Raw genomic sequence first — 22,529 nt, 5'->3', positions numbered from 1 at the left:
CTTTCGCGTTGTGTGCACTTCTATATGACTACTGCTCTGTCTATTCGGCAGTTGACCAAAATTTACGGAAACGGCTTCCAGGCCCTCAAGGGCATCGACCTCGACGTGGCCGAAGGCGACTTCTTTGCGTTGCTCGGGCCCAACGGGGCCGGCAAGTCGACCACCATCGGCATTCTTTCGACACTGGTGAATAAGTCTGGCGGCACGGTCAAAGTGTTCGGCCATGACCTGGATCGCGACCCCAGCGGCCTCAAACGCTGCCTCGGCGTGGTGCCGCAGGAATTCAACTTCAACCAGTTCGAGAAGGCGTTCGACATCCTGGTCACCCAGGCCGGCTACTACGGCATCCCGGCGAAAGTCGCCAAGGAGCGCGCCGAGCAGTACCTCAACCAGCTGGGCCTCTGGGATAAGCGCGATGTCTCCTCGCGGATGCTGTCGGGTGGCATGAAGCGACGCCTGATGATTGCGCGTGCGCTGATCCACCGGCCGCGATTGCTGATCCTCGACGAACCTACCGCTGGGGTCGATATCGAACTGCGCCGCTCGATGTGGTCCTTCCTGACCGAGCTCAACCGGGAAGGCATCACCATCATCCTGACCACGCATTACCTGGAAGAGGCCGAACAGCTATGCCGCAATATCGGCATCATCGACCACGGCCAGATCGTCAAGAACACCAGCATGCGTGAGCTGCTCAAGCAATTGCACGTCGAGACCTTCCTGCTCGACCTCAAGGAGTCGCAGTTGGTACCCCCGGAGCTGGGGCCGTATCCGGCGCGCCTGGTCGATCACCATACGCTGGAGGTGCAGGTCGAGAAGAGCCAGGGCGTGACCGAGCTGTTCCGCATGCTCTCGGCGCAGGGCATCGAGGTGCTGAGCCTGCGCAACAAGACCAACCGGCTGGAGGAGCTGTTCGTGTCGATGGTGGAAAACAACCTGCCCAAGGTGGCCCAATGAACGCTGAACTCCGCCCGAACCTCGTGGCGTTGCAGACCATCGTGCATCGCGAAATCCGGCGTTATACGCGCATCTGGCCACAGACCCTGCTGCCCCCGGCAATCACGATGGTGTTGTACTTCGTGATCTTCGGCAATCTCATCGGTGAGCGCATCGGTGAGATGGACGGCTTTACCTACATGCAGTACATCGTGCCCGGGCTGATCATGATGTCGGTGATCACCAACTCCTACAGCAACGTCGTCTCGAGTTTTTTCAGCAGTAAATTTCAGCGTTCGATCGAAGAGCTGCTGGTTTCGCCGGTATCGCCCCACGTGATCCTCATCGGCTTCGCCCTGGGCGGTATCACTCGCGGATTGGCCGTGGCACTGATCGTGACACTGTTGTCGATGTTCTTTACCGATCTGCAGGTGCATCACCTTGGGGTAACGCTGCTGGTGATCACGCTGACGTCGACCATCTTCGCGCTGGGTGGCTTCATCAACGCCGTATTTGCGCGAAATTTCGATGACATCTCCATCATCCCGACGTTTGTCCTGACACCGCTGACCTACCTTGGTGGGGTGTTCTATTCGATTCATCTGCTCTCGCCGTTCTGGCAGACGCTGTCGTTGGCAAACCCTATCCTGCACATGGTCAATGCGTTCCGCTACGGCATCCTCGGGGTCTCGGATATCCGCATCGGGATAGCCATCACTTTCATGGCGGTCGCCGCGATCGTGATGTACCTCTGGTGTATACGGCTGTTGAATAGCGGCCGTGGCATGCGCCAGTGACGGCGAGGTCCAGTTTGGTTCCGCTGGGTTGAAGGTGAGCTGGCTGGCAGGACAGCCTGGGCCTGGCACGACTTTGCCGTGAAAAACTGGCTGCAAGTGGATACACTTGCGGTCGTTTTTCGTACAGGTCCCCGAGATGCAGCATCCTGCCGAACATTCTCCGCTGGGCAAGACCAGCGCTTACATTGCCACCTACAGTCCGGAGCAGCTGTTTCCCATCTCTCGCGAGCCTAAGTGGGCTGAGCTGGGACTGACTGCCGAAACGCTGCCTTACCGCGGCGTGGACATATGGAATTGCTATGAGCTGTCCTGGCTGCTGCCGTCCGGCAAGCCGGTGGTTGCCATCGGTGAGTTCAGCATTCCAGCTGATTCGCCGAATATCATCGAATCCAAGTCATTCAAGCTCTATCTAAACTCGCTCAATCAATCGGTATTTGCCAGTCGTGACGCCTTGGTCGAGGTCATGACCAAGGATCTGTCTGCCGCAGCTGGCAAGCCGGTTGGTGTCTGTTTGAAATCGCTGGACGAAGCGGCAGCCGAGGGTATCGCGCAGCTGTCAGGGCGCTGTATCGACGATCTGGATATCAGCATCGATAACTATGACTCGCCACGTGCGGAGCTGCTGCGCTGCGATGCTGGACGGATGGTTGAGGAGCGCCTCTACAGCCACCTGCTCAAATCCAATTGCCCAGTGACCGGCCAGCCGGATTGGGGAACCGTGGTAATCGATTATCAGGGCCCTGCGCTGGACCCCGGGAGTTTGTTGGCGTATCTGGTGAGCTTTCGTCAGCACGCGGATTTTCATGAACAATGCGTCGAGCGCATCTTTCTTGATCTGCAGCGTTTGATGGCGCCTGCGCGATTGAGCGTATATGCACGCTACGTTCGCAGGGGCGGGTTGGATATCAATCCTTACCGAAGCAGCGAGTCTCTGGTGCCGAGCAACGGTCGGCTGGTACGTCAGTAGCAGGCTGTTCGAGCGAGGACGGCGCCTCGCTCGAACGAGTTATCGCCTGTCTCAGATCCCCATGTTCGCCAACGTCTGCATGATGTTGCGCAGCGTCATCGCGGTGTTCGGGTGGCTAACCTCGAATCGCTCCACTGCGAGGTTGACGCCATCGACCAGTGAATCGTTCTGATCGACGACACCCTGGTTGGCCAGACGCAGTTCGATGTCCTGGGCGATCAGTTGCAGCTCAGCACGTTCTTCCTCGGTCAGTGGCGTGTCCTGAGCCAGCTGACTACGCAGCTCGGCAAGCTGCGACTGCAGATCATGTTCCGGCATGTTGCTTCCCTCTGATGGTTTTCTTGCGGCACTGGGGCCGATGCATGGAGGTTAAACCAGCAGCCCGCGATTGTCTGTCGTAAGACGGATGGGCCTGGGTGAAGTTCGCTGCGCTATACCGGCCGGCTTCTTTCGGCCGCGCGTCCACCCGCTGCCGGATTTTGCTGAAATGGCCTTATACTGCCGCGCTGGCTGGCAGATATCACCAATCGACATGAGGAAGGCAGCGATGCGAGTGTTCGGCAAGGACTGGATGGGCTTTTTAAGAGTCACGCTCGTAGCAGCGCTGGCCGCACTTGGGGCCTCCTCGCTACAGGCCGCCGAAGAAGATCCCTGGGAGAGCTTCAACCGGCTGGTGTTCAGATTCAACGATAAGGTGGACACCTATACCCTCAAGCCGCTGGCTCAAGGCTATCAAAAGGTTACGCCAAACTTTGTCGAAGATGGCATTGGCAATGTCTTCAGCAACCTGGGCGACGTAGTGGTGCTCACCAACGATCTGCTTCAGGGCAAGGTCCGCGACGCCGGCATCGACACCAGTCGCATCCTGTTCAACACCACCTTTGGGGTGCTCGGCTTCTTCGACGTAGCGACCCCGATGGGGTTGCAGAAGAATGATGAGGATTTCGGGCAGACCCTCGGCGCCTGGGGGTTGGGTAGCGGCCCCTATGTCGTGCTGCCTCTGCTTGGCCCCAGCACTGTCCGTGACGCGGCCGGCCGGGTGCCCGACGCGTACCTGCAACCTTATCCCTACATCGACCACATACCGACGCGTAACGTCACGCGCGCTATCGACGTCGTTGATCTGCGTGCCGAGTTGTTATCAGCAGAAAAGATGATTACCGGCGACAGGTATATCTTCGTGCGTAACGCCTATCTGCAGAATCGCGAGTTCCGTACCCAGGATGGGCAGGTGGAAGACGACTTCTAGTCGATTCCTTTCAGCGAGTTCCGCATATGAAAGACGGGAGCGCAGTGAACTGCGCTCCCGTCTTTTTCGTTTCAGTGTGGCCGATTCATTCAGCTCATGGAGAGAATGGCCAGTCCCAGGCTCTGACGCCCGTCCTCGCTCGTGCCGACGCGCACCACTTCAGTTTGGGCGTCGAGCCCTTTCAGTTCAGCGTGTTCTGAAGGAATCTGGACACGGATCCTGTCGCCCATGTTGAACTGAGTCGCTGCGAGCACTTGCATGCCCGTGCTGGAAAGGTCCTGGCAAACGCCCTGAATGACCTGCCCGCCCTGCGAAAGGGTTATGGGTGTATCGATCTGCATGCGAATGAAGTCGCGTTTCTCGCTGTAATCCCTGTCACGCTGGCTCATGCTTATAGTCCTTTGAGTCTTGGTTGCGTCGACTCTTATAACGCTCGCCCAACGAGGCTGTAAAGCGCTGGCGCCTCGACGGCGCCTGGCTTGAAACCCATGTCGTATGGGAGTACCGTCTGCGCCTTGAAAAGATCCCCTTTGCCCAGCGCTTGCGCGGGCCGATGCTTTCGCCAGGTTCCTGGCGAAACCGCCTGGTAGGAACATGCATAACCCAAGCGCGACGCTGTTGATCATTGATGACGACGATGTGGTCCGGGCCAGTCTGGCTGCCTATCTCGATGACAGCGGTTTCAAGGTCCTGCAAGCCGCCAACGGACCGCAAGGCATGGAGCTGTTCGATGCCGAACACCCTGAGTTGGTGATCTGCGACCTGCGCATGCCGCAGATGGATGGCCTGGAACTGATTCGCCTGATCAGTGAACGACAGGTCGATCTCCCGGTCATCGTGGTGTCTGGTGCCGGTGTCATGAGTGACGCAGTGGAAGCTCTGCGACTCGGCGCCGCCGACTACCTGATCAAGCCTCTCGAAGACCTGGCCATGTTGGAGCACTCGGTTCGCCGGGCATTGGATCGTTCACGCTTGCGCCTGGAAAACCGGCGGTACCGCGAACAACTGGAAACGGCCAATCGCGACCTGCAGGCCAGCCTGCATCTGCTGCAGGAAGACCAGGACGCCGGTCGCCAGGTGCAGATGAACATGCTGCCGGTAACACCCTGCAACATTGACGACTTTCAGTTCGCGCATCAGATCATTCCTTCGCTCTATCTGTCCGGTGACTTCGTCGATTACTTCAGAGTGGATGAGCATCGTATAGGTTTCTATCTGGCCGATGTCTCGGGCCATGGCGCGTCGTCAGCATTCGTCACCGTCCTGCTCAAGTTCATGACCACGCGGTTGCTTTATGAATCGCGGCGCGGCAGGGCGTTACGGGAGTTCAAGCCCTCAGAGGTGCTTGATCACATCAATCGTGGATTGATCAACTGCAAGCTGGGTAAGCACGTCACCATGCTTGGAGGGGTCATCGATCAGGAGCGCAACCTTCTGCATTACAGCATTGGTGGTCACCTGCCGATGCCTGTTTTGTACACCGGCGAGCATGCACGGTATCTGGATGGTAAAGGCTTGCCGGTTGGCCTGTTTGTCGAAGCGACCTACGATAACTATGAGATCGAATTGCCTGAGTCCTTCAGCCTGACCTTGCTTTCTGATGGCATTCTGGACCTTTTGCCCGGCGACACGCTCAAAGACAAGGAAGCCGGATTGCCTGGGTTGATTTCCAATGCCGGCGGTACGCTCGATGGGCTTCGGCAAGTCTTTGGCTTGGCCGATCTGGAGGATATGCCCGATGATATTGCGTTGCTGGTCTTGAGCAGGAACCTGGCATGAGCACGGGTAAGATCCAGTTCGCCGAGCAGGACGGCACGTTCGTTCTGAAATTCGTTGGCGAAATTCGTTTGACGCTGTGCTCGGCACTGGACGCGACCATCGAGAAGATCTTCTCGTCACTGAATTTCTCTTCGATCGTTATCGACCTCACCGAGAGCCGCAGTATCGACAGCACAACGCTGGGCCTGCTGGCGAAACTCTCAATCCTGTCCAGGCAGAAAGTTGGAATGTTGCCGACGTTGGTCACCACGCACGCCGACATCACCCGCTTGTTACAGTCGATGGGGTTCGATCAGGTGTTCAATATTGTCGACCAGCCGCTGCCATCGCCTGAGCAGCTGTCGGACCTGCCCAGTCAGGATCAGTCTGAAGAAGTAGTCAAAAATAAAGTGCTTGAGGCTCATCGCATCCTGATGAGCCTCAACGACTCCAATCGCGAGGCCTTTCGCGACCTCGTGACAGCGCTGGAGCGCTCCTGATCAGAGTTTGGTGGGCAGCAGCGCTTCCAGTTTTTCCTGATCCCGCGCGAATTGACGGATGCCTTCGGCCAGTTTCTCGGTCGCCATAGGATCTTCGTTCAAACCCCAACGGAAGCTGCGCTCGTCCATCGAGATGCGTGGTTCGGAAGGGCGACCAGGCTCCAGTTTTCGTTCCAGCGGTCCTTCTTCCTGGGCAAGCTGGCTTAGCAGTTCAGGGCTGATGGTCAGCCGATCACAGCCTGCCAGCGCTTCGATTTGACCTGCATTACGGAAACTCGCACCCATTACCACCGTGTTGTAGCCGTGCGTCTTGTAGTAGTCGTAAATGCGGCTCACCGACTGGACGCCGGGATCTTCGGCTCCGACGTAATCGCGACCTTCCTGCTTTTTATACCAATCATAAATGCGCCCTACGAACGGTGAGATCAGGAACACGCCCGCTTCGGCGCAGGCAACTGCCTGGCTGAAGCTGAACAGCAATGTCAGGTTGGTCTGTATGCCGGATTTCTCCAGCTGTTCGGCGGCCCGGATGCCTTCCCAGGTCGAGGCTAGCTTGATCAGAACACGATCCCTGGATACGCCGGCCTGTTCATAGAGGCCGACCAGCCGTTCGCCCCGCTGGACCATGGTCTGGGTATCGAACGACAGACGCGCATCGACCTCGGTAGAGACTCGGCCGGGAATCAGTTTCAGCACTTCCTGGCCGACAGCAACGGCGAACATGTCGCAACCCAGGCCAATGTCACCGCCGCAACCTGCCATGGCTGCCTGCAGATGCTCGGCGTAGCGGGGCAGGGATGCAGCTTTGAGCAGCAAGGAAGGATTGGTAGTGGCGTCCACCGGCTTCAGGCGGGCGATGGCATCGAGGTCCCCGGTGTCGGCGACGACGGTGGTGAACTGCTTGAGTTGTTCCAGCTTGGATGTCATGAGAGCGCTCTATCCTCTGAGTTGGCATGACGCGGCCCGAAGACTGCCGGACCGATTGATACATATGGAGCAGGCGAACAGCACTTGGATTGGAAAAGGTCTGCGGTGTTCCAGAGCCATTGCCAATCAACGGCCCTCAAGCAGGCTAGTCGCCTGGTCGAGAAGCGCCAGGGGCTGCTGTGTCTTGTGAATATCCACCGACAGAAGCTGACGAAAACGTCTCGCGCCGGGGAAGCCCTGGCCCAGCCCCAGCACATGACGGGTAATGTGATGCATAGCGCCGCCGGCATTGAGGTGGCCTTCGATGTAGGGTCGCATGCGTCTGAGCGCCTCGGCGCGGCTGATAACAGGCGTCTCGCTGCCAAACAGCCTGCGATCCACTTGCGCAAGCAGATAGGGGTTGTGGTATGCCTCGCGCCCAAGCATGACGCCGTCGAAATGCTGCAAATGCGTTTCGCATTCCTCGAGCGTCTTGATGCCACCGTTAAGGACGATTTCCAGATCCGGAAAATCCTTTTTCAGCTGAGCCGCCACGTCGTAGCGAAGCGGCGGTACCTCTCGGTTTTCTTTTGGAGAAAGGCCTTCGAGAATTGCGATCCGAGCATGCAATGTAAAGCTCCGGCACCCTGCATCCTTTACCTGGCCCACGAAATCGCAGAGCTGTGCATAGCTGTCGCGCCCGTTGATTCCGATTCGGTGCTTGACCGTAACCTCTATGCCAACAGCGTCCCGCATGGCTTTCACGCAGTCGGCAACCAGAGCCGGATGTGCCATCAGGCAGGCACCTATCATGTTGTTCTGTACCCGGTCGCTTGGGCAGCCAACGTTGAGGTTCACTTCGTCATAGCCCGCGGCCTGTGCCATCTTGGCGCACTCTGCCAATTCCCCGGGCACGCTACCGCCCAGCTGTAGGGCCAGCGGATGTTCCGTCTCGTCATGACGAAGAAAGCGCTCAGCATCCCCGTTTATCAATGCGCCTGTCGTCACCATTTCGGTGTAAAGCAATGCGTGCCGGGAGAACAGGCGCAGGAAGTACCTGCAGTGCCTATCTGTCCAATCCATCATCGGCGCAACGGAAAAGCGGCGAGATAGTTGAGCGGGGGTGGTTCCTGGCTTAGAGATTTCTAGCATGATGCTTCCAACGGCGTGTGTGCTGACGTACTTGTAAGGCCTGTCGGCTTTGCACGGTCGGATGAGGCAGGGCGACCAGCGACTCCCGACAGGCACAGCTCAGAGAAATGGGGGCAAGTCTACACCTTGCACCGAGCGGTCACGGGTATTCGATGGAGCCTCTTGCAGTGACAGGACGTCCAGCGCGGCGTGATGATTCGAAGCTGGGTCACGCGCTCCCGGTTCATCCAGCTGCCATGCAGTGGTTGAAACCAGGCGCAGCGTACGCGTGGCATCCAGCGGCCGGCACAACGATCAGGCAGAAGCCATAGCGTTGGCCCGCGCCTGGTGCAGTTTCTTGTAGCTTTCGATCAGACGAAGGTGCCTATCGAGCCCCTCCAGTTTGATGCTTGTAGGCGTGAGTCCATAGAAGCGTACGCTGCCGTCCAGGGACCCCAGCGCGGCGTCCATCCGCGGGTTGCCGAACAGCCGGCGGAAGTTGACCTCGTAGTCGGCCAGGTCCAACTCGTCGTCCAGTTGTACCTCCAGTACCGCATTCAGGGCCTGATAGAACAGACCTCGCTCGACTGTGTTGTCGTTGTACTGCAGGAATGTTTCCACGAGTTCTTTCGCCTCGTCGAACCGTTGCAAGGCCAGATGAACCAGCAGCTTCAGCTCCAGGATCGTGAGTTGACCCCAGGCCGTGTTGTCGTCGAACTCGATGCCGATCAGCGTGGTGATGTCGGTGTAGTCATCCAGCTCGCTGTCTTCCAGGCGCTCGACTAGTGCCTGCAGACTGGCATCGTCGAGGCGATGCAGGTTGAGGATGTCGGCGCGAAAATGCAATGCCTTGTTGGTGTTGTCCCAGATCAGATCCTCCACTGGGTACACTTCCGAATAGCCAGGGACCAGGATGCGGCACGCGGTTGCGCCTAGCTGGTCGTACGTGGCCATGTACACTTCCTTGCCCATGTTTTCGAGAATGCCGAACAGGGTCGCGGCTTCTTCGGCATTGGAATCTTCACCCTGAGCGGAGAAATCCCATTCGACAAAGTCGAAGTCCGCCTTGGCACTGAAGAAGCGCCACGACACCACACCGCTGGAATCGATGAAGTGCTCGACGAAGTTGTTCGGTTCGGTGAGCGCCTGGCTTTCGAAAGTCGGCTGGGGCAAGTCGTTCAAACCTTCAAAACTGCGGCCCTGCAGCAGTTCGGTAAGGCTGCGCTCCAGAGCCACTTCGAAGCTGGGGTGGGCGCCAAACGAGGCGAATACGCCGCCGGTTCTTGGGTTCATCAAGGTGACGCACATCACCGGAAACTCGCCACCCAGCGACGCATCTTTCACCAATACTGGAAAGCCCTGTTCTTCCAGCGCCTGAATACCGGCCAGGATGCTCGGATACCTGGCCAGCACTTGCTGGGGCACGTCTGGAAGGGCCATTTCGCCTTCAAGAATCTCCCGCTTGACCGCACGCTCGAAGATTTCCGAGAGACATTGCACCTGCGCTTCCGGCAACGTATTGCCGGCGCTCATGCCGTTGCTCAGGTAAAGGTTTTCGATCAGGTTGGACGGAAAGTACACGACTTCACCGTCAGACTGGCGCACGTAGGGCAGTGAACAGATGCCGCGCTCCACGTTGCCGGAATTGGTGTCGTACAGGTGCGAGCCACGCAACTCACCGTCGGGGTTATAAATGTCCAGGCAATACTCGTCGAGTATTCCAATCGGCAGTGCATCGTTGCGGCCGGGCTTGAACCAGCGTTCGTTCGGGTAGTGGACGAATGCCGCATTGGCGATGTCTTCGCCCCAGAATTGATCGTTGTAGAAGAAGTTGCAATTGAGTCGCTCGATGAACTCGCCCAAGGCCGACGCCAGCGCGCTTTCTTTGGTGGCGCCTTTGCCATTGGTAAAGCACATCGGCGACTGTGCATCGCGGATATGCAGGGACCAGACATTGGGAACGATGTTGCGCCATGAGGCGATTTCTATCTTCATGCCCAGGTTCGCCAGAATCTGCGACATGTTGGCGATGGTCTGCTCCAGCGGCAGGTCCTTGCCTGCAATATAGGTGCTCGCGTCCGAGCCGGTGCCGGGTAGCAGCAGTGCCTGGGCATCGGCATCGAGATCGTCCACTTGCTCGATCACAAACTCCGGTCCGGTCTGCACTACCTTCTTTACCGTACAACGGTCGATGGAACGCAGGATGCCTTGGCGATCCTTGTCGGAGATCTCCGCCGGCAGCTCGACCTGAATCTTGAAGATCTGGTTATAGCGGTTGTCGGGATCGACGATGTTGTTCTGCGATAGCCGGATGTTCTCGGTGGGAATGTCGCGCGTCTGGCAGTACAGCTTGACGAAGTAGGCGGCACACAACGCCGATGATGCCAGGAAGTAATCGAACGGGCCTGGTGCCGAACCGTCGCCCTTGTAGCGGATCGGCTGATCGGCTACCACCGTGAAATCATCAAACTTGGCTTCAAGCCTGAGGTTGTCGAGAAAGTTAACTTTGATTTCCATGCGGGGCACCAGAACAACAGGATTTGGCCGTCATTATCCGGCTTCTCAGCTAGAAGTCTTTCTTTTCGGCATTGTCAGCGCAGGCGCTTGCCGGTTCCGCCTGGGCGGCAACGCTAACGTAGATCCAGTGATGGCATCTTCAAAGTACCGCCCCGGGCCGCAGCAGGCGCGGGTTCATGAGGTGTTCACCCACCAGCAGAGCAGACCCGGAAGGACCAGCGGTAATCGTCCCGGCGTAGCCCTCGCGCAGCAGGAGGGTCTGGTTCAGTCGCAACGATCTGAGTGTTAGCAGCAAGCCAACTGCAGTCTCGAGCCAGTCGGCGGTGCGCAGCGAGCGTTTCGCTACGCAGGGTGTGGATGTCGTCGTTGCATTCGGGGGGCAGTACATGCGCGGCGGCTGTTTTCCTTCTGGGGGCATTGGCTCACGTGCGGGCTGCCATGATTCGCACCCACGTCGCTGGGGTAGGGCGCTCTGGGGGCAAATGATTCAACTCCGGTCCCGCTATCCAGCGTTGCGTAACGCTGCGGTTTCCCAGGGATTGTCCCAGGTTGCATACAGAGCGGTCTGCTCGACGTCTGCCCTCGGATGGTCAGCGATATATCGCTATATTGTCGCCACGGATTTTCATGCACAGCAGTCTTGCGAGGGCCAGATGCCAGCACCTATCGAAGTTACCGAAGCGTCCATTGCCGAATTGCGCGAGGCGCTCGAGTCCCGCCGGGTTACTGCGGTTGAGCTTGTTCAAGCCTATCTCGCACGGATCGAAGCTTATGACGGACCCGATACCCCCACCGCACTCAACGCCGTGGTGGTAAGAAATCCGGATGCACTGAAGGAAGCAAGGGCTTCCGATGACCGCCGTGCTCGGGGAGAAACCCTGGGGCCGCTCGATGGCATTCCCTATACCGCCAAGGACAGCTATCTGGTCAAGGGCCTCACCGCGGCGTCCGGCAGCCCTGCCTTCGCCAACCTGATGGCCTGCCGCGATGCCTTCACGATCGAGCGGCTTCGCGGTGCCGGAGCGATCTGTCTGGGCAAGACCAACATGCCGCCGATGGCCAACGGCGGCATGCAGCGCGGCGTGTACGGTCGCGCCGAAAGTCCTTACAACGGCGCCTATCTGCCAGCTCCCTTTGCCTCCGGCTCGTCCAATGGAGCGGGTACGGCAACCGCGGCCAGCTTTGCAGCGTTCGGCCTGGCCGAAGAAACCTGGTCGAGTGGGCGAGGGCCTGCATCGAACAGCGGCCTGTGTGCCTATACCCCTTCGCGAGGAGTGATCTCGGTTCGTGGAAACTGGCCGCTGACGCCGACCATGGATGTGGTCGTGCCCTTTGCCAGAACCATGACGGACCTGCTCGAGGTGCTGGATGTAATTGTCGCGGAGGATCCAGACACCCGCGGCGATCTGTGGCGCATGCAGCCTTGGGTGCCTCTGCCGAGTGTCGCCTCGGTTCGCCCGCCGTCTTACCTGGACCTGGCCGCAAAGGCCGACGCGCTCGCCGGTAGACGGTTCGGCGTGCCTCGGATGTACATCAACGCCGACCCCGCAGCAGGTACGAGTGCCGAGCCTGGCATCGGCGGGCCGACGGGCCAGCGCATCCATACACGGCCATCGGTCATCTCGCTTTGGAAACAGGCTCGCCAGACGCTGGAGGCCGCGGGGGCCGAGGTGGTCGAGGTCGATTTTCCGCTCGTTTCCAACTGCGAAGGCGATCGTCCCGGCGCGCCTACCGTGTTCAATCGCGGCCTTGTATCGAAGGAGTTTCTGCACCATGAGCTGTGGGATTTGACGGCCTGGGCATTCGACGATTTTCTTCAGGCCAATGGCGACCCCGCCCTGAATCGACTGGTCGACGTGGACGGCCCTCAGATCTTTCCTCATGACCCCGGGACCCTACCCAACAGGGAGGGCGATCTCGCTGCAGGGATGGATGAATATGTGCGCATGGCCGAGCGAGGGATCACGCCGTGGGACAGGATCGAAACACTACCGGACGGGCTGCGCGGCCTTGAGCAGACACGTCGAATCGATCTCGAGCAGTGGATGGATCGCCTGGGGCTCGACGCAGTGATCTTTCCGACGGTAGCCGATGTTGCGCCGGCAGATGCTGACGTCAATCCAGCCTCGGCGGATATCGCCTGGAGCAACGGCGTCTGGGTCGCCAACGGCAACCTAGCAATCCGGCATCTCGGCGTGCCGACGGTGACTGTCCCAATGGGCATCATGGCGGACATCGGCATGCCGGTAGGGCTGACATTCGCTGGACGAGCCTATGACGATTCATCGTTGCTGCGTTTGGCGGCGGCTTACGAGTCCACTGGCAGCAAGAGAAGCGTGCCTCCACGGACGCCTCCTTTGGGGCAGGTCTGAGAGCCTCACTCGGGCCCACCGAATGATAGGCATGGTTATGGCGCCAGGCCCGGGCTTGCGCTGCCAGCAGCAAGGCCGCTCCTGATTTAATCAGGGAACGCCCTAGGCGATTGGTCCGTAGGCGCATGTATATCGTTGAAAACGGGCAGTTGAGAAGCCGAGCCCTCTCGCGATCTTATAAGCAATCCGGCGGTCTCGATCTGCAGAAGCTCTGCATCGAGGCTGGTCTCCTCAGAAATGGCGAGCTGCGTACGGCTCCAGAGGCGAGCGTATGAAAATCAATGTCGCCCATTCATAGCCCAGAACAAATCGCCATGTCTCGTGCCGCTGGAGCGCTGGCTGCCGAGGTGCTGGCCATGATCGTTCCGCATGTCAAGGCAGGCGTTACTACGGATCATCTCGACAAGCTATGTCACGACTATATCGTCGATGTGTTGAAAGCCACTCCGGCCAACATCGGTTATCAGGGTTACCAGAAGACGCTGTGCACGTCGGTCAATCAAGTCGTCTGCCACGGCATCCCATCGTCTACGGTGCTGAAGGATGGCGATATCGTGAATATCGATGTGGCGGTGATCAAGGATGGTTGGTACGGCGACACCAGCCGGATGTACTTCGTTGGCGAGCTCAGCCCAAAGGCACGCCATCTGGTCGAAACTACCTATGAAGCCATGTGGGCCGGCATTCGGGCTGTGCGTCCTGGCGCTACGCTGGGTGACATCGGCCATGCGATCCAAACACTTGCCGAAGGTGCCGGACTAAGTGTGGTACGCGAATATTGCGGGCAGGTATCGGCAAGGTCTATCACGACCAGCCGAACATCCTTCACTTCGGCTCACCCGGCCAGGGCTTGAAATTGGAGACGGGTATGATCTTCACGATCGAACCGATGCTGAACGCGGGCAAGCGTGCCGTGAAAACGCTGTCTGACGGTTGGACAGTCGTCACCAAGGACCAGTCGATATCCGCGCAATGGGAGCACATGGTTGCAGTTACCGATGACGGATTCGAGGTGCTTACGGTCTGGCCTGAACACCGCGACGATTCACACGGAGCTCATTGTTCGCACACAGCTACCGCTTAGCCAGCAGTGTTGTCCAATCGAAACTGTCCGACGGTACAGGTTGCGAGCCATTCCAGCTTTCCTCGAATCGCATCGAAGCGGAGCATCGAGGGAAATTCCGAAGAACCAGAAACGACCTCAGAGGCGGGCTAAGCCGCCAGGAGCAGCTTGTCAGGGATTGCTTTGTTCATCGTCTCTACCTCGTTCTTTTTGTTCGATGCTGGTCAGTCCAAGCGCAAGGCGCTGGGAAATGGTTAAGCAGGTATCCGTTTTTCTTATACGGCCCCGATGCCAGACGGAATGGACCTGGACCAGGCCGCAAGCAGCCTGGTCCAGACGGGGGTCGTTCTGACGAGCGCCAAGGTGGCGAATAAGAAGCTAGGGCTGCCCGTTACCACCGGTTGCGCCGTAGACCTGGCCGGTCACGTAGCTGGAGGCCGTTGAAGCGAGCAGCACGTACACCGGTGCGAGCTCTACAGGCTGGCCAGGGCGACCGATCGGTGTGGTGCTACCAAAGCTTTTGAGGTTCTCCATGGTCTGCCCGCCGCTGACCTGCAGGGGTGTCCAGAACGGGCCCGGTGCGACGGCATTGACACGAATGCCCTTGTCGATCATCTGCTTGGCCAGGCCTTTGCTGAAATTGACGATGGCGGCTTTGGTCATCGAATAATCGAGCAGGTTGGCGGGTGGGTCATAGGTTGTGACTGACGAGGTATTGATGATCGAGGCCCCGGCAGGAAGATGCGGAATGGCCGCCTTGGTGATCCAGAACATTGCGTAGAGGTTGGTCTTGAGCGTCCAGTCGAACTCGTCGGTGGTGATGTCCAGGATCGATTGTTCACTGTTCTGCCGCGCAGCGTTATTTACCAGAATATCCAGCCCGCCGAGCTGCTCGACAGCCTGTTCTACCATCTTCTTGCAGAAGGCCTCGTCCCGGATATCGCCCGGTAACGCGACAGCCTTGCGCCCGGCTTCGCGGATCAATCGAACGACATCCTGGGCATCGGGCTCTTCGTCAGGAAGATAGCCAATGGCGACATCCGCTCCCTCTCGGGCAAAGGCGATCGCTGCCGCGCGACCGATGCCGGAGTCTCCTCCGGTGATCAGTGCCTTGCGACCAGCCAACTGGTTGCTGCCCTGGTAACTGGTCTCGCCGTGGTCGGGTTTGGGCTCCATCTTTCCGGCCAGCCCCGGCCATGGCTGTGACTGTTCCGGAAAAGGCGGTTGCGGATAGATTTTTTTGGGTGAACGCAGTGGGTCGGGTTGTGGCTGTTTCGAGGCGGAACCAGAATCGGCTGTCTGGCCAAGGGCCGACGCCGCCGCCCCGACGGCTACCGTGGCGGCAGCGCCCTGGATCAATCGACGGCGTGAGAGTGAATGGTCATCGGAGTGCATGGCTGTTCCTTCGAGCAGCGCTGCATCGAGCGTTCCTTTGCCGGATGGCGCAAGGGCAAGGCCCAGCCATGCCGTTGGCCAGGCTTAACGTGAGTACTCAGAGTAGATGTACGTCAACGGGGCCCGTTCCCTGTCGCAGATAATCGGTATCAGACCTGTGGTCGGAGCGTCGCGCCTGGCCGATCGAGTCCTGATCAAGGCCAGGTAATGACACTCACTGCACCCAAGAGGCTGAGCATGCCTCCCACTGGAAAAAGCGCTCGTTCGCGCCAGGAGAGCACGAGCCCTACGGCGATCCCGGCGAACATGAGCTGTGCGAGGCCCACAACCAAACCGATCGAAGTGCCCAGCGCAAAGATGTCCAGCGCGAGAGCCGCCATCAACAGACCCGTAGCGAGAAGGCGCAGCCCTCGTTGTCGTGAACGCTGTAGTTCTGATGAAAACAGCTGTCGATGATGGCGAGGCAACGCCAGGCAGAGAGCCAGCATGCCCAGGTAACTGAGCGCAAATGCCAGAACACTCATCGGGCGAGCTCCTGACGTTGTTTTACCGATCCTGCCGACCGCGCAGACACCCGTTTCTGCTGCGGGCTGCGCAGGCCGAGCCAGGCGCACATAACCCCTATTGCCAGTAAGGTGATATCCATAGCGGCAAGCACGCCATCGCCTTGAGCGAGGCTGGCCACCAGGTGCGCCTCTGTTGTGATCGCGTTCAGCAGAGGCAGGCCGAGCGCAAGCAAGGCCAACGAAACCAGCATCTGGCGCTTAAGCTGGACCGGATGATTTCGGCGTAGAACGGCGAAGCCGGTCACTGCCAACCAGCCCAGGGCAAAGCTCCATGCCTCTGCGGAAGCTCTTGCATCCATTGAGTCAGGCAGCAACCTGTTCGCCCATAGCAGCATGAGCGAGGCAATCGGCATCCCATAGAACACCGCACCGTTCAGGGCACGGACGATCTGCAGCCCCTTGGTCTGCCGAGCCTCCCGCTTACGCAGCCAGACGGATGTGCCCGCGACCAGCATGGCGCAACCGGCCAAGCCGAGAAGGGCATACAGCACCCTGACGACATGCCCGCCAAACTGCGCCATATGCAGCCCGACCAACCACATGTAGGCCCGGTAGCCGGTCGGGGCCACCTGTTGGTGGAGCATTTCGCCGGTCGTTGCATCGTAGTTCAAGGCATCCTGTGGCGATCCGATGCGTGAAGTATCCAGGCGACGAATGCTGACGACTGCCGAGGCATCCCCAGGATGCTCGACAATGATCCAGCCGGGGCTGGCACCGTCCCATCGCTGCCGCGCATCGGTAATGAGGCCGTCGAGTTTGATCAGCTCACCCGAGGGCTGGTTCATCTCGTTGCGGTGATAACCGCCCTGGACTTCTTCGAAGAATGCCAAGGGATCGCTGTCATAGGCGACCATCCCGCCGGCAGGCATGTAGGAGGCCACGAACACCGCAACGCCCGTATAAGCCATGATCAGATGAAAGGGCAGGCCGATCACGCCGAACAGGTTGTGGGCATCCAGCCAGGCACGCTGCCCGTTGGCTTTTGGTCTGAGGGTGAAGAAATCCTTGAATATCCGCCGATGCACGATGATGCCGGAAACCAGCGCGACCAGCATGAACATGCCCGCTAGCCCGACGATATACATTCCTATCGTTCCGGCGTGCAGATTGTAATGAAGCGTGAAGAAGAACTCCCCGCCTACCGTTTCCGGCATGACCTCGCCAGTCCCCGGATCAAAGGTCGCGCGACCGCGTTCGCCGGAGCCATCTTCCTCCCAGCCCAGCTTCCAGTAGGGCTCACGACTGGTAGGGCCGTGCAGCCAGTAGGCATGCAGTGGCGCCTCGACGTTGGTGTTCAGCCAGCTTCTGACATGATCGGCGGTGACCGTGTTCGTCGTCTGAGTGTGCAACGCTGGGCGCATCCAGCGCTCGATCTCTTTGTCGAAGCATGCCAGCGTGCCAGCGAAGAGGATTACGAAGAGCAACCAGCTGGGCAGCAGTCCCCCCCAGGTATGCAGGCCCGCCATGGATTGACGCAGGCTCATGGACGGCTCCTCCACTCGCCAGGCAGATAGGCCGCAACCCAGAAGAGCGCAGCCAGACCGCCAATAACTAACCAGGCGCGCCAGGCACCTCTGGCACCAAACGCATAGATCACAGCAGCGACCCAGACCGCGAAGCACAACAGACTGGCCGTAACAACGCGGTCGGCGCGGGCAAAGGGCAGGTAAGTGGTAAGAAACGCGGTGAATCCGAAAGCCAGGGCATAGCCACCCAGCATCGCAGCGCCTAACCGGCTGCCAATCGTGCAGCGCTTCTGAAAGGTCGGCATGTTCATCGGGTGTGCCTCGTCAGTGAATTCGTTGTCTGGTCTGGTAATGCTGGCTCAAGGCACTCGAGCAATGGTTTGTCAGGCATCCGTTGAAGCGGCGCATCTGCAAGCAGAGGCGCACCGTAAAGGTCTGGGCGCTGTGGACGGTAAGTGAGTCATGCCGTCGTTGGTCCTGACGTCCGCGTCGTGGAGTTCATGAGCTTGTTATTGTCGTGAAAACACATGCCATGGTGAGCGGGGCTTGTGGCAGCGCGTTGGTGCTCTGGTTGCCTGGCATGTTAATGCGAATTAGTTGGATTTGTAATCGCCGATCGGAAAAATTTCCACCAACCAGGCAAACGCTGGGTAGTCGGCTATCCCTGGCTGCTACCGTGTGCGCTTATTTCAAGGTGTCCCGACTGGCGGCTGCGCACTATCGCAAAAGCCGCTGCTCGAACATTTAGGTCGCTGGGGCCTGTCGCGATAACGAGGTGAATCATGCAATTTGATATGTCGGAAACGCACATCAACATTGGCCAGTTGCTGGCTGCCAATGATGCTGGAACAGACGAGCCATTACCGGGAGATCCGGACGGAGCCAGCATCAATGACGCGCCGATGTCCGATCCGGAAGGCACGGAGACAGAGGTCAGTGATGAAGACATCGATATGTTCGAGGACGACCCGACAATTCCAACTGAGTGATCGTCACTGGTATCGCTTGGCCTTGGTGATTTGACCGGTTTGATAGCCAAAAAAAACCGCAGTCGCCAAGGGCAGACTGCGGTTTCGATGAGGCTAAGTCAGCCTGAGGCTAGTGCACCCTTAACGGTTGAACGCAGCACCAGTGCCGATGACGCTAGCAGACGGCAGCAGTTGGCTGATGAAACGGTTCCAGCGAGTGATTCCGGCCGGTCCGACAAACACGACATCCTGCGGCTGCAACGGGAAATGCTGAGCCAGAGCAAAGGCTGCTGGAGATTCAGCGTTCAGTTGGAACACCGTGGCTTTTTCGGTCGCGATGTTCTCTGCGCCACGAATGACGTACACCGCTTCGCCGTCGGCAGTGTCCTGGCGAATCCCGCCCGCGGTGCCGATGGCATCCATCAGGTTGAGGCTGGTGGCCTTGAACGTCATGGCCTGCGGATTTACGACTTCACCCAACACATAGATTTTTTTCTGATCGTTATAGGGCAGATGGAGCTGATCGCCATCCTTCAGATAAACCTGATGCAGCCATGAGTCAGGGCGATTCAGGTCATCGAGGTTGAGCATGTATTCGCGACCGTCACGCTTGAGCATCAGGCCGGAAAGATCCGCTGTCTGGGTATCAACACCGGCCTGGCCGATGGCCTGAACGATGGTCATGGGGGCAGTCGTGACTTCTACCTCGCCTGCTGTATTGAACGCACCGGAAAGAATGATGCGCTGGCTACCGAAGCGCAGCAGGCTGACGTCAACCTGTGGGCTGTCGATGTAGTTGGCCAGTCGCCGTGAAATATCCGAACGCAGCTGTTCGATGGTCTTGCCCGCCGCCTCGATGTTGCCGATATACGGGTAGAACAGCGTGCCATCAGGACGAACCAGGCGGCCGTTTGCGTCCAGTTGCTGCTGCGGGCCCGAGGGTGCGGTCAGTTCAGGGTGATCCCAGACGGTGATATACAGCAGGTCGTTGGCGCCGATGCGATAAGCCTCGGGCTTGAAGTTCAAAAGCTCTTGCTTGCTGGAGGTACCCATGTCTGAGGAGAGGTCTCCCTTGAGCATCTCAGGCGTGATACGCATCAGCTGGACAGTGCCATCCTCTGTTTCAGCACCTTCCTTGAACTGGTCGGGATCCAGATGCTGACCAGGAGAAAAGACGCATCCCTGGAGCACCAGCACGGACGAAAAAGCGAGAGCAAACAATGGTTTCATGGGGCTTCATCCTTGACGGAATAGTTGTTTTTCACGAAGTGAAACGGCTGTATTCACCTGTAACGTGGGAATGGTCGCTCTCGAATCGCCTGCGGCATCGGATGCCTGCTAGCTACTTCGAAATGCCGCTCCCGGGTTGCTACTGCAATGCGAGGGGAATCCCCCCGGATCTGGTGTAGAGACCTGACCTTGCACTGCCACTGGTTCGGTTGTACCGAGGCTTGCACAGTGCCTTGGAATAAGGCGGAACGGGTGCCTATCACTCACAGTAGCCATAGACCGCTACGTTTCCACGGGGTTCACATCGACAACAGCAAATGACGCACCAGGGAATCTGAAAACTGGACTGCTACGGGTCAGCCGTCTGGAACAAGCCAAGGGAAAGGCTTCATGTCGATCAGGTCTGCCCGGGCCGTAGAAACTTCCAGCGCAAGCGAATGACAACACAGGCGCGAAGCGGCACCTGACGGTCTCGGCCCGCTGCCGTTGATTATTCGTTACTGAAAAGGCGCTTCGATCATCCAGCGCAGCGTGTCGGACAGCGTGATAGGTGGCAGCTCGCTGATCAACGACTCGAGCTTGGTCTTGCAACCAAATAGATTTTTCACATCGGCGCTGCGCACAAAGGCCGGATTGACCCGCACATCCAGATGATGCCCGGATATTGCGGCAGCTTGCTTGAGCACGTACTGCAGGGTATAGGCCGACCCGGAACAGATATTTACGGTTTCGCCAATTGCAGCCGGCGTTTCCAGCAGGCGTCGATACGCATAGGCGACCTGCCGTACATCGCAGAAATCTCGCGCGATATCCAGATTACCCAGCTCGATGATTTCTGCCCTGCGCCGGGTATGGGCGACGATTTTTGGGATGAGAAACTGCTCGGCCTGGCCAACTCCGGTGTAATTGAACGGCCGAGTGATAACGAGTGGAAGACGCCTGTTATAGAGTCTCGCCAGATATTCCATCGCAGCCTTGCTCACTGCGTAGTCGTTGGCAGGTGCAATCGGGGCGGATTCATCGAGTACGCCCTCGGTAGCATTCCCATAGACATTGGCGCTGCTGGCGAGAAGGACCGCCTCGAGGCCGGGCGCTACAGTGCACAACGCCTCGAGCAGATGCCGTGTGCCCAGCAGGTTGGCGTTGTAGATCGCGTCCGGGTCCGTGTGGGCGACAAAGGAGACGGCCGCAAGGTGCACTACGTAAACCGGACGGATCTCCATCAACAGATCTCGCAGCATTTCCGAGTCGTTGAGCGAGCAGCAATGGATGGCTGACACACCCGCAGGCAACTCGCCTTTGGGCTGGCGATAGCTGAGGCCGTGGACCTCATAGCCGTGCGCCGCAAGCTCTGCCGCCATATAGCGACCGGTAAATCCGGTTAGGCCTGTAATCAGCACTCTACGCATGATGTTCCCTTTCGATGGAGCTTGTACCTGCGGAGCTGCATCTGTCCTGTGCAACGGGGCGTCCGTCCGGTCAAGTTGCCTGACAGGCTTGCCCAGCGCTCCCGAGTCTATAGACCCATCTCCTGGCGACAGCTTATGCGATAGGGACAGCCATTCTGCTGCCCTTACCGTTGCGCTTGGTAGCTCGACTGGCCCGGATTGGCTGCGCGCCTGTTTTCCAGCTTCACAGCTGTCAGAACGAGAAGCCTTGTTTGTTGCGGCGCATATCCGCCTCAACCATCATCCGGCACAATTGCTCCAGCGTCGTCTTCGGCTCCCACCCCAGTACTTCCCTGGCTTTTTGAGGGTTGCCAATCAGAAGGTCAACCTCGGCAGGGCGGTAGTACTTCGGGTTTACCCGAACCACAACCTTGCCTGTCGACGCATCGATGGCCTGCTCCTGTTCACCCGACCCTGACCATTGCAGTTCGATGTCTACGGCCTTGAATGCCAGCGTCACGAAATCCCGCACGGTTTCCGTACGGTTTGTCGCAAGGACGAACACATCCGGCTCATCTGCTTGCAGCATGCGCCACATGCCTTCTACGTATTCCTTTGCGAACCCCCAGTCGCGCTTCGCGTCGATGTTGCCGAGCTCAAGAACATCCAGCAGGCCGAGTTTGATCTTCGCGACGGAGTCAGTGATCTTGCGGGTCACGAATTCACGGCCGCGCAGGGGAGATTCATGATTGAAGAGAATGCCACTGCAACCAAAGATGCCGTAGGACTCGCGGTAGTTGATGGTCATCCAGTGCGCATAAAGCTTGGCGACACCGTAGGGACTACGCGGATAAAACGGCGTGGTTTCCAGTTGTGGAATCGCCTGAACCTGACCAAACATCTCGGAAGTCGATGCTTGGTAGAAGCGAACTTTCGGATTCACGATACGAATCGCTTCCAGCAGATTGACCGCACCGGCACCGGTGATATCAAGGGTGGTCAGCGGCTGTTCGAATGAAACGCCAACGAAACTTTGCGCAGCCAGGTTGTATACCTCGGTTGCACCGGTACTTTGCAGCAAGCGGATACTTGAAGAGAGGTCGGTGAGGTCGTACTCAACCAGGTGCAGGTTGGGGTGCTTGTCGATACCTAGCTCTTCGATTCGCCAGAAGTTGACCGAACTGGTACGACGGAAGGTGCCATACACGGTATAGCCTTTTTCCAGCAGCAGTTCAGCCAGATAGGCGCCGTCTTGTCCTGTGATACCCGTGATGATCGCTTTCATTGTCTTCCCTGTTTAAGGTGGAGATTTAAGAGATG

The 22,529-nt window shown here is 58.5% G+C and carries 20 protein-coding genes and 1 pseudogene; 9 read left to right on the top strand and 12 right to left on the bottom strand.

Annotation, left to right across the window (positions count from 1 at the left end; all coding sequences use genetic code 11):
- Window positions 1–24 precede the first annotated feature (24 nt).
- The 3 genes from AC4LFW_RS10080 to queF all read left to right on the top strand — a co-directional run bounded on the left by AC4LFW_RS10080 (window position 25) and on the right by queF (window position 2,700).
- Entirely contained in the window at window positions 25–957 is a 933-nt protein-coding gene (locus tag AC4LFW_RS10080; protein ID WP_491818915.1) for an ABC transporter ATP-binding protein, read from the top strand.
- The gene (locus AC4LFW_RS10075) at window positions 954–1,733 is read left to right on the top strand and encodes an ABC transporter permease (RefSeq protein WP_491818914.1); all 780 of its coding nucleotides are present in this window, start codon (window positions 954–956) and stop codon (window positions 1,731–1,733) included. The genes AC4LFW_RS10080 and AC4LFW_RS10075 overlap by 4 nt, the downstream gene beginning before the upstream one ends.
- 136 nt (window positions 1,734–1,869) lie before the next feature.
- Window positions 1,870–2,700 (top strand): NADPH-dependent 7-cyano-7-deazaguanine reductase QueF, encoded by an 831-nt coding sequence (gene queF / locus AC4LFW_RS10070; RefSeq protein ID WP_491818913.1) that lies wholly within the window; start codon window positions 1,870–1,872, stop codon window positions 2,698–2,700.
- A gap of 51 nt (window positions 2,701–2,751) precedes the next feature.
- Here queF and AC4LFW_RS10065 read toward each other — a convergent pair whose 3' ends face one another.
- The gene (locus tag AC4LFW_RS10065; RefSeq protein ID WP_491818912.1) at window positions 2,752–3,018 is read right to left on the bottom strand and encodes a DUF4404 family protein; all 267 of its coding nucleotides are present in this window, start codon (window positions 3,016–3,018) and stop codon (window positions 2,752–2,754) included.
- 229 nt (window positions 3,019–3,247) lie between these two features.
- On the opposite strand from AC4LFW_RS10065, the gene AC4LFW_RS10060 reads away from it, so the two are divergent.
- Window positions 3,248–3,949, top strand: a complete 702-nt coding sequence (locus AC4LFW_RS10060; protein WP_491818911.1) for an MlaA family lipoprotein — start codon at window positions 3,248–3,250, stop codon at window positions 3,947–3,949.
- 89 nt (window positions 3,950–4,038) lie between these two features.
- On the opposite strand, the gene AC4LFW_RS10055 is transcribed toward AC4LFW_RS10060, so the two are convergent.
- The gene (locus tag AC4LFW_RS10055) at window positions 4,039–4,338 is read right to left on the bottom strand and encodes a PilZ domain-containing protein (RefSeq protein WP_491818910.1); all 300 of its coding nucleotides are present in this window, start codon (window positions 4,336–4,338) and stop codon (window positions 4,039–4,041) included.
- 205 nt (window positions 4,339–4,543) lie between these two features.
- Between AC4LFW_RS10055 and rssB the strand changes: the two genes are divergently transcribed.
- Window positions 4,544–5,728 carry a two-component system response regulator RssB gene (gene rssB / locus AC4LFW_RS10050; RefSeq protein ID WP_491818909.1) on the top strand — a complete coding sequence of 395 codons (1,185 nt, stop codon included), beginning with the start codon at window positions 4,544–4,546 and terminating at the stop codon, window positions 5,726–5,728.
- The gene (rssC, locus tag AC4LFW_RS10045; RefSeq protein WP_491818908.1) at window positions 5,725–6,207 is read left to right on the top strand and encodes an anti-sigma factor antagonist RssC; all 483 of its coding nucleotides are present in this window, start codon (window positions 5,725–5,727) and stop codon (window positions 6,205–6,207) included. Before rssB ends, rssC begins: the two co-directional genes overlap by 4 nt.
- Here the strand turns inward: rssC and tal are convergent, their stop codons facing one another.
- The 3 genes from tal to AC4LFW_RS10030 form a co-directional block, all read right to left on the bottom strand.
- Window positions 6,208–7,134 (bottom strand): transaldolase, encoded by a 927-nt coding sequence (gene tal / locus AC4LFW_RS10040; RefSeq protein WP_491818907.1) that lies wholly within the window; start codon window positions 7,132–7,134, stop codon window positions 6,208–6,210.
- A 126-nt stretch (window positions 7,135–7,260) separates the two neighbouring features.
- The gene (gene dusA, locus AC4LFW_RS10035) at window positions 7,261–8,265 is read right to left on the bottom strand and encodes a tRNA dihydrouridine(20/20a) synthase DusA (RefSeq protein ID WP_491818906.1); all 1,005 of its coding nucleotides are present in this window, start codon (window positions 8,263–8,265) and stop codon (window positions 7,261–7,263) included.
- A gap of 294 nt (window positions 8,266–8,559) precedes the next feature.
- Window positions 8,560–10,761: an OsmC domain/YcaO domain-containing protein gene (locus tag AC4LFW_RS10030; RefSeq protein WP_491818905.1), complete on the bottom strand. Its 2,202-nt coding sequence runs from the start codon at window positions 10,759–10,761 to the stop codon at window positions 8,560–8,562.
- A gap of 653 nt (window positions 10,762–11,414) precedes the next feature.
- Here AC4LFW_RS10030 and AC4LFW_RS10025 point away from each other — a divergent pair.
- On the top strand, window positions 11,415–13,133 hold the full coding sequence (locus tag AC4LFW_RS10025; RefSeq protein WP_491818904.1) for an amidase: 1,719 nt from the start codon (window positions 11,415–11,417) through the stop codon (window positions 13,131–13,133).
- Window positions 13,134–13,414: 281 nt separating this feature from the next.
- Window positions 13,415–14,217: pseudogene (gene map, locus AC4LFW_RS10020) on the top strand (type I methionyl aminopeptidase).
- A gap of 357 nt (window positions 14,218–14,574) precedes the next feature.
- On the opposite strand, the gene AC4LFW_RS10015 reads toward map, so the two are convergent.
- From AC4LFW_RS10015 to AC4LFW_RS10000, 4 genes are all read right to left on the bottom strand, one after another.
- On the bottom strand, window positions 14,575–15,591 hold the full coding sequence (locus AC4LFW_RS10015; RefSeq protein WP_491818903.1) for an SDR family oxidoreductase: 1,017 nt from the start codon (window positions 15,589–15,591) through the stop codon (window positions 14,575–14,577).
- Between the two features lie 194 nt (window positions 15,592–15,785).
- The gene (locus tag AC4LFW_RS10010; protein WP_491818902.1) at window positions 15,786–16,115 is read right to left on the bottom strand and encodes a DUF3325 domain-containing protein; all 330 of its coding nucleotides are present in this window, start codon (window positions 16,113–16,115) and stop codon (window positions 15,786–15,788) included.
- The gene (locus tag AC4LFW_RS10005) at window positions 16,112–17,641 is read right to left on the bottom strand and encodes a PepSY-associated TM helix domain-containing protein (RefSeq protein WP_491818901.1); all 1,530 of its coding nucleotides are present in this window, start codon (window positions 17,639–17,641) and stop codon (window positions 16,112–16,114) included. The genes AC4LFW_RS10010 and AC4LFW_RS10005 overlap by 4 nt, the downstream gene beginning before the upstream one ends.
- Window positions 17,638–17,934: a DUF3649 domain-containing protein gene (locus tag AC4LFW_RS10000; protein WP_491818900.1), complete on the bottom strand. Its 297-nt coding sequence runs from the start codon at window positions 17,932–17,934 to the stop codon at window positions 17,638–17,640. The genes AC4LFW_RS10005 and AC4LFW_RS10000 overlap by 4 nt, the downstream gene beginning before the upstream one ends.
- Window positions 17,935–18,405: 471 nt before the next feature.
- Between AC4LFW_RS10000 and AC4LFW_RS09995 the strand changes: the two genes are divergently transcribed.
- Window positions 18,406–18,612 (top strand): hypothetical protein, encoded by a 207-nt coding sequence (locus AC4LFW_RS09995; protein WP_491818899.1) that lies wholly within the window; start codon window positions 18,406–18,408, stop codon window positions 18,610–18,612.
- 120 nt (window positions 18,613–18,732) lie between these two features.
- Here AC4LFW_RS09995 and AC4LFW_RS09990 read toward each other — a convergent pair whose 3' ends face one another.
- The 3 genes from AC4LFW_RS09990 to gmd form a co-directional block, all read right to left on the bottom strand.
- Window positions 18,733–19,821, bottom strand: a complete 1,089-nt coding sequence (locus AC4LFW_RS09990) for a polysaccharide biosynthesis/export family protein (RefSeq protein ID WP_491818898.1) — start codon at window positions 19,819–19,821, stop codon at window positions 18,733–18,735.
- A gap of 497 nt (window positions 19,822–20,318) precedes the next feature.
- The gene (locus AC4LFW_RS09985; protein ID WP_491818897.1) at window positions 20,319–21,230 is read right to left on the bottom strand and encodes a GDP-mannose 4,6-dehydratase; all 912 of its coding nucleotides are present in this window, start codon (window positions 21,228–21,230) and stop codon (window positions 20,319–20,321) included.
- A 232-nt stretch (window positions 21,231–21,462) separates the two neighbouring features.
- Window positions 21,463–22,494 carry a GDP-mannose 4,6-dehydratase gene (gmd, locus tag AC4LFW_RS09980; RefSeq protein ID WP_491818896.1) on the bottom strand — a complete coding sequence of 344 codons (1,032 nt, stop codon included), beginning with the start codon at window positions 22,492–22,494 and terminating at the stop codon, window positions 21,463–21,465.
- Window positions 22,495–22,529 lie beyond the last annotated feature (35 nt).

Source organism: Stutzerimonas sp. C6.4V (assembly GCF_058536345.1).
The sequence above is the reverse complement of the archived record's forward strand: the minus strand, read 5'-3'. Positions and strand labels throughout refer to the sequence as shown.

Excerpts from the sequence above, each read along its gene's own strand:
- AC4LFW_RS10080 (WP_491818915.1), top strand. The coding sequence starts at position 25 with ATGACTACTGCTCTGTCTATTCGGCAGTTGACCAAAATTTACGGAAAC.
- AC4LFW_RS10075 (WP_491818914.1), top strand. The coding sequence starts at position 954 with ATGAACGCTGAACTCCGCCCGAACCTCGTGGCGTTGCAGACCATCGTG.
- queF (WP_491818913.1), top strand. The coding sequence starts at position 1,870 with ATGCAGCATCCTGCCGAACATTCTCCGCTGGGCAAGACCAGCGCTTAC.
- AC4LFW_RS10065 (WP_491818912.1), bottom strand. The coding sequence starts at position 3,018 with ATGCCGGAACATGATCTGCAGTCGCAGCTTGCCGAGCTGCGTAGTCAG.
- AC4LFW_RS10060 (WP_491818911.1), top strand. The coding sequence starts at position 3,248 with ATGCGAGTGTTCGGCAAGGACTGGATGGGCTTTTTAAGAGTCACGCTC.
- AC4LFW_RS10055 (WP_491818910.1), bottom strand. The coding sequence starts at position 4,338 with ATGAGCCAGCGTGACAGGGATTACAGCGAGAAACGCGACTTCATTCGC.
- rssB (WP_491818909.1), top strand. The coding sequence starts at position 4,544 with ATGCATAACCCAAGCGCGACGCTGTTGATCATTGATGACGACGATGTG.
- rssC (WP_491818908.1), top strand. The coding sequence starts at position 5,725 with ATGAGCACGGGTAAGATCCAGTTCGCCGAGCAGGACGGCACGTTCGTT.
- tal (WP_491818907.1), bottom strand. The coding sequence starts at position 7,134 with ATGACATCCAAGCTGGAACAACTCAAGCAGTTCACCACCGTCGTCGCC.
- dusA (WP_491818906.1), bottom strand. The coding sequence starts at position 8,265 with ATGCTAGAAATCTCTAAGCCAGGAACCACCCCCGCTCAACTATCTCGC.
- AC4LFW_RS10030 (WP_491818905.1), bottom strand. The coding sequence starts at position 10,761 with ATGGAAATCAAAGTTAACTTTCTCGACAACCTCAGGCTTGAAGCCAAG.
- AC4LFW_RS10025 (WP_491818904.1), top strand. The coding sequence starts at position 11,415 with ATGCCAGCACCTATCGAAGTTACCGAAGCGTCCATTGCCGAATTGCGC.
- AC4LFW_RS10015 (WP_491818903.1), bottom strand. The coding sequence starts at position 15,591 with ATGCACTCCGATGACCATTCACTCTCACGCCGTCGATTGATCCAGGGC.
- AC4LFW_RS10010 (WP_491818902.1), bottom strand. The coding sequence starts at position 16,115 with ATGAGTGTTCTGGCATTTGCGCTCAGTTACCTGGGCATGCTGGCTCTC.
- AC4LFW_RS10005 (WP_491818901.1), bottom strand. The coding sequence starts at position 17,641 with ATGAGCCTGCGTCAATCCATGGCGGGCCTGCATACCTGGGGGGGACTG.
- AC4LFW_RS10000 (WP_491818900.1), bottom strand. The coding sequence starts at position 17,934 with ATGAACATGCCGACCTTTCAGAAGCGCTGCACGATTGGCAGCCGGTTA.
- AC4LFW_RS09995 (WP_491818899.1), top strand. The coding sequence starts at position 18,406 with ATGCAATTTGATATGTCGGAAACGCACATCAACATTGGCCAGTTGCTG.
- AC4LFW_RS09990 (WP_491818898.1), bottom strand. The coding sequence starts at position 19,821 with ATGAAACCATTGTTTGCTCTCGCTTTTTCGTCCGTGCTGGTGCTCCAG.
- AC4LFW_RS09985 (WP_491818897.1), bottom strand. The coding sequence starts at position 21,230 with ATGCGTAGAGTGCTGATTACAGGCCTAACCGGATTTACCGGTCGCTAT.
- gmd (WP_491818896.1), bottom strand. The coding sequence starts at position 22,494 with ATGAAAGCGATCATCACGGGTATCACAGGACAAGACGGCGCCTATCTG.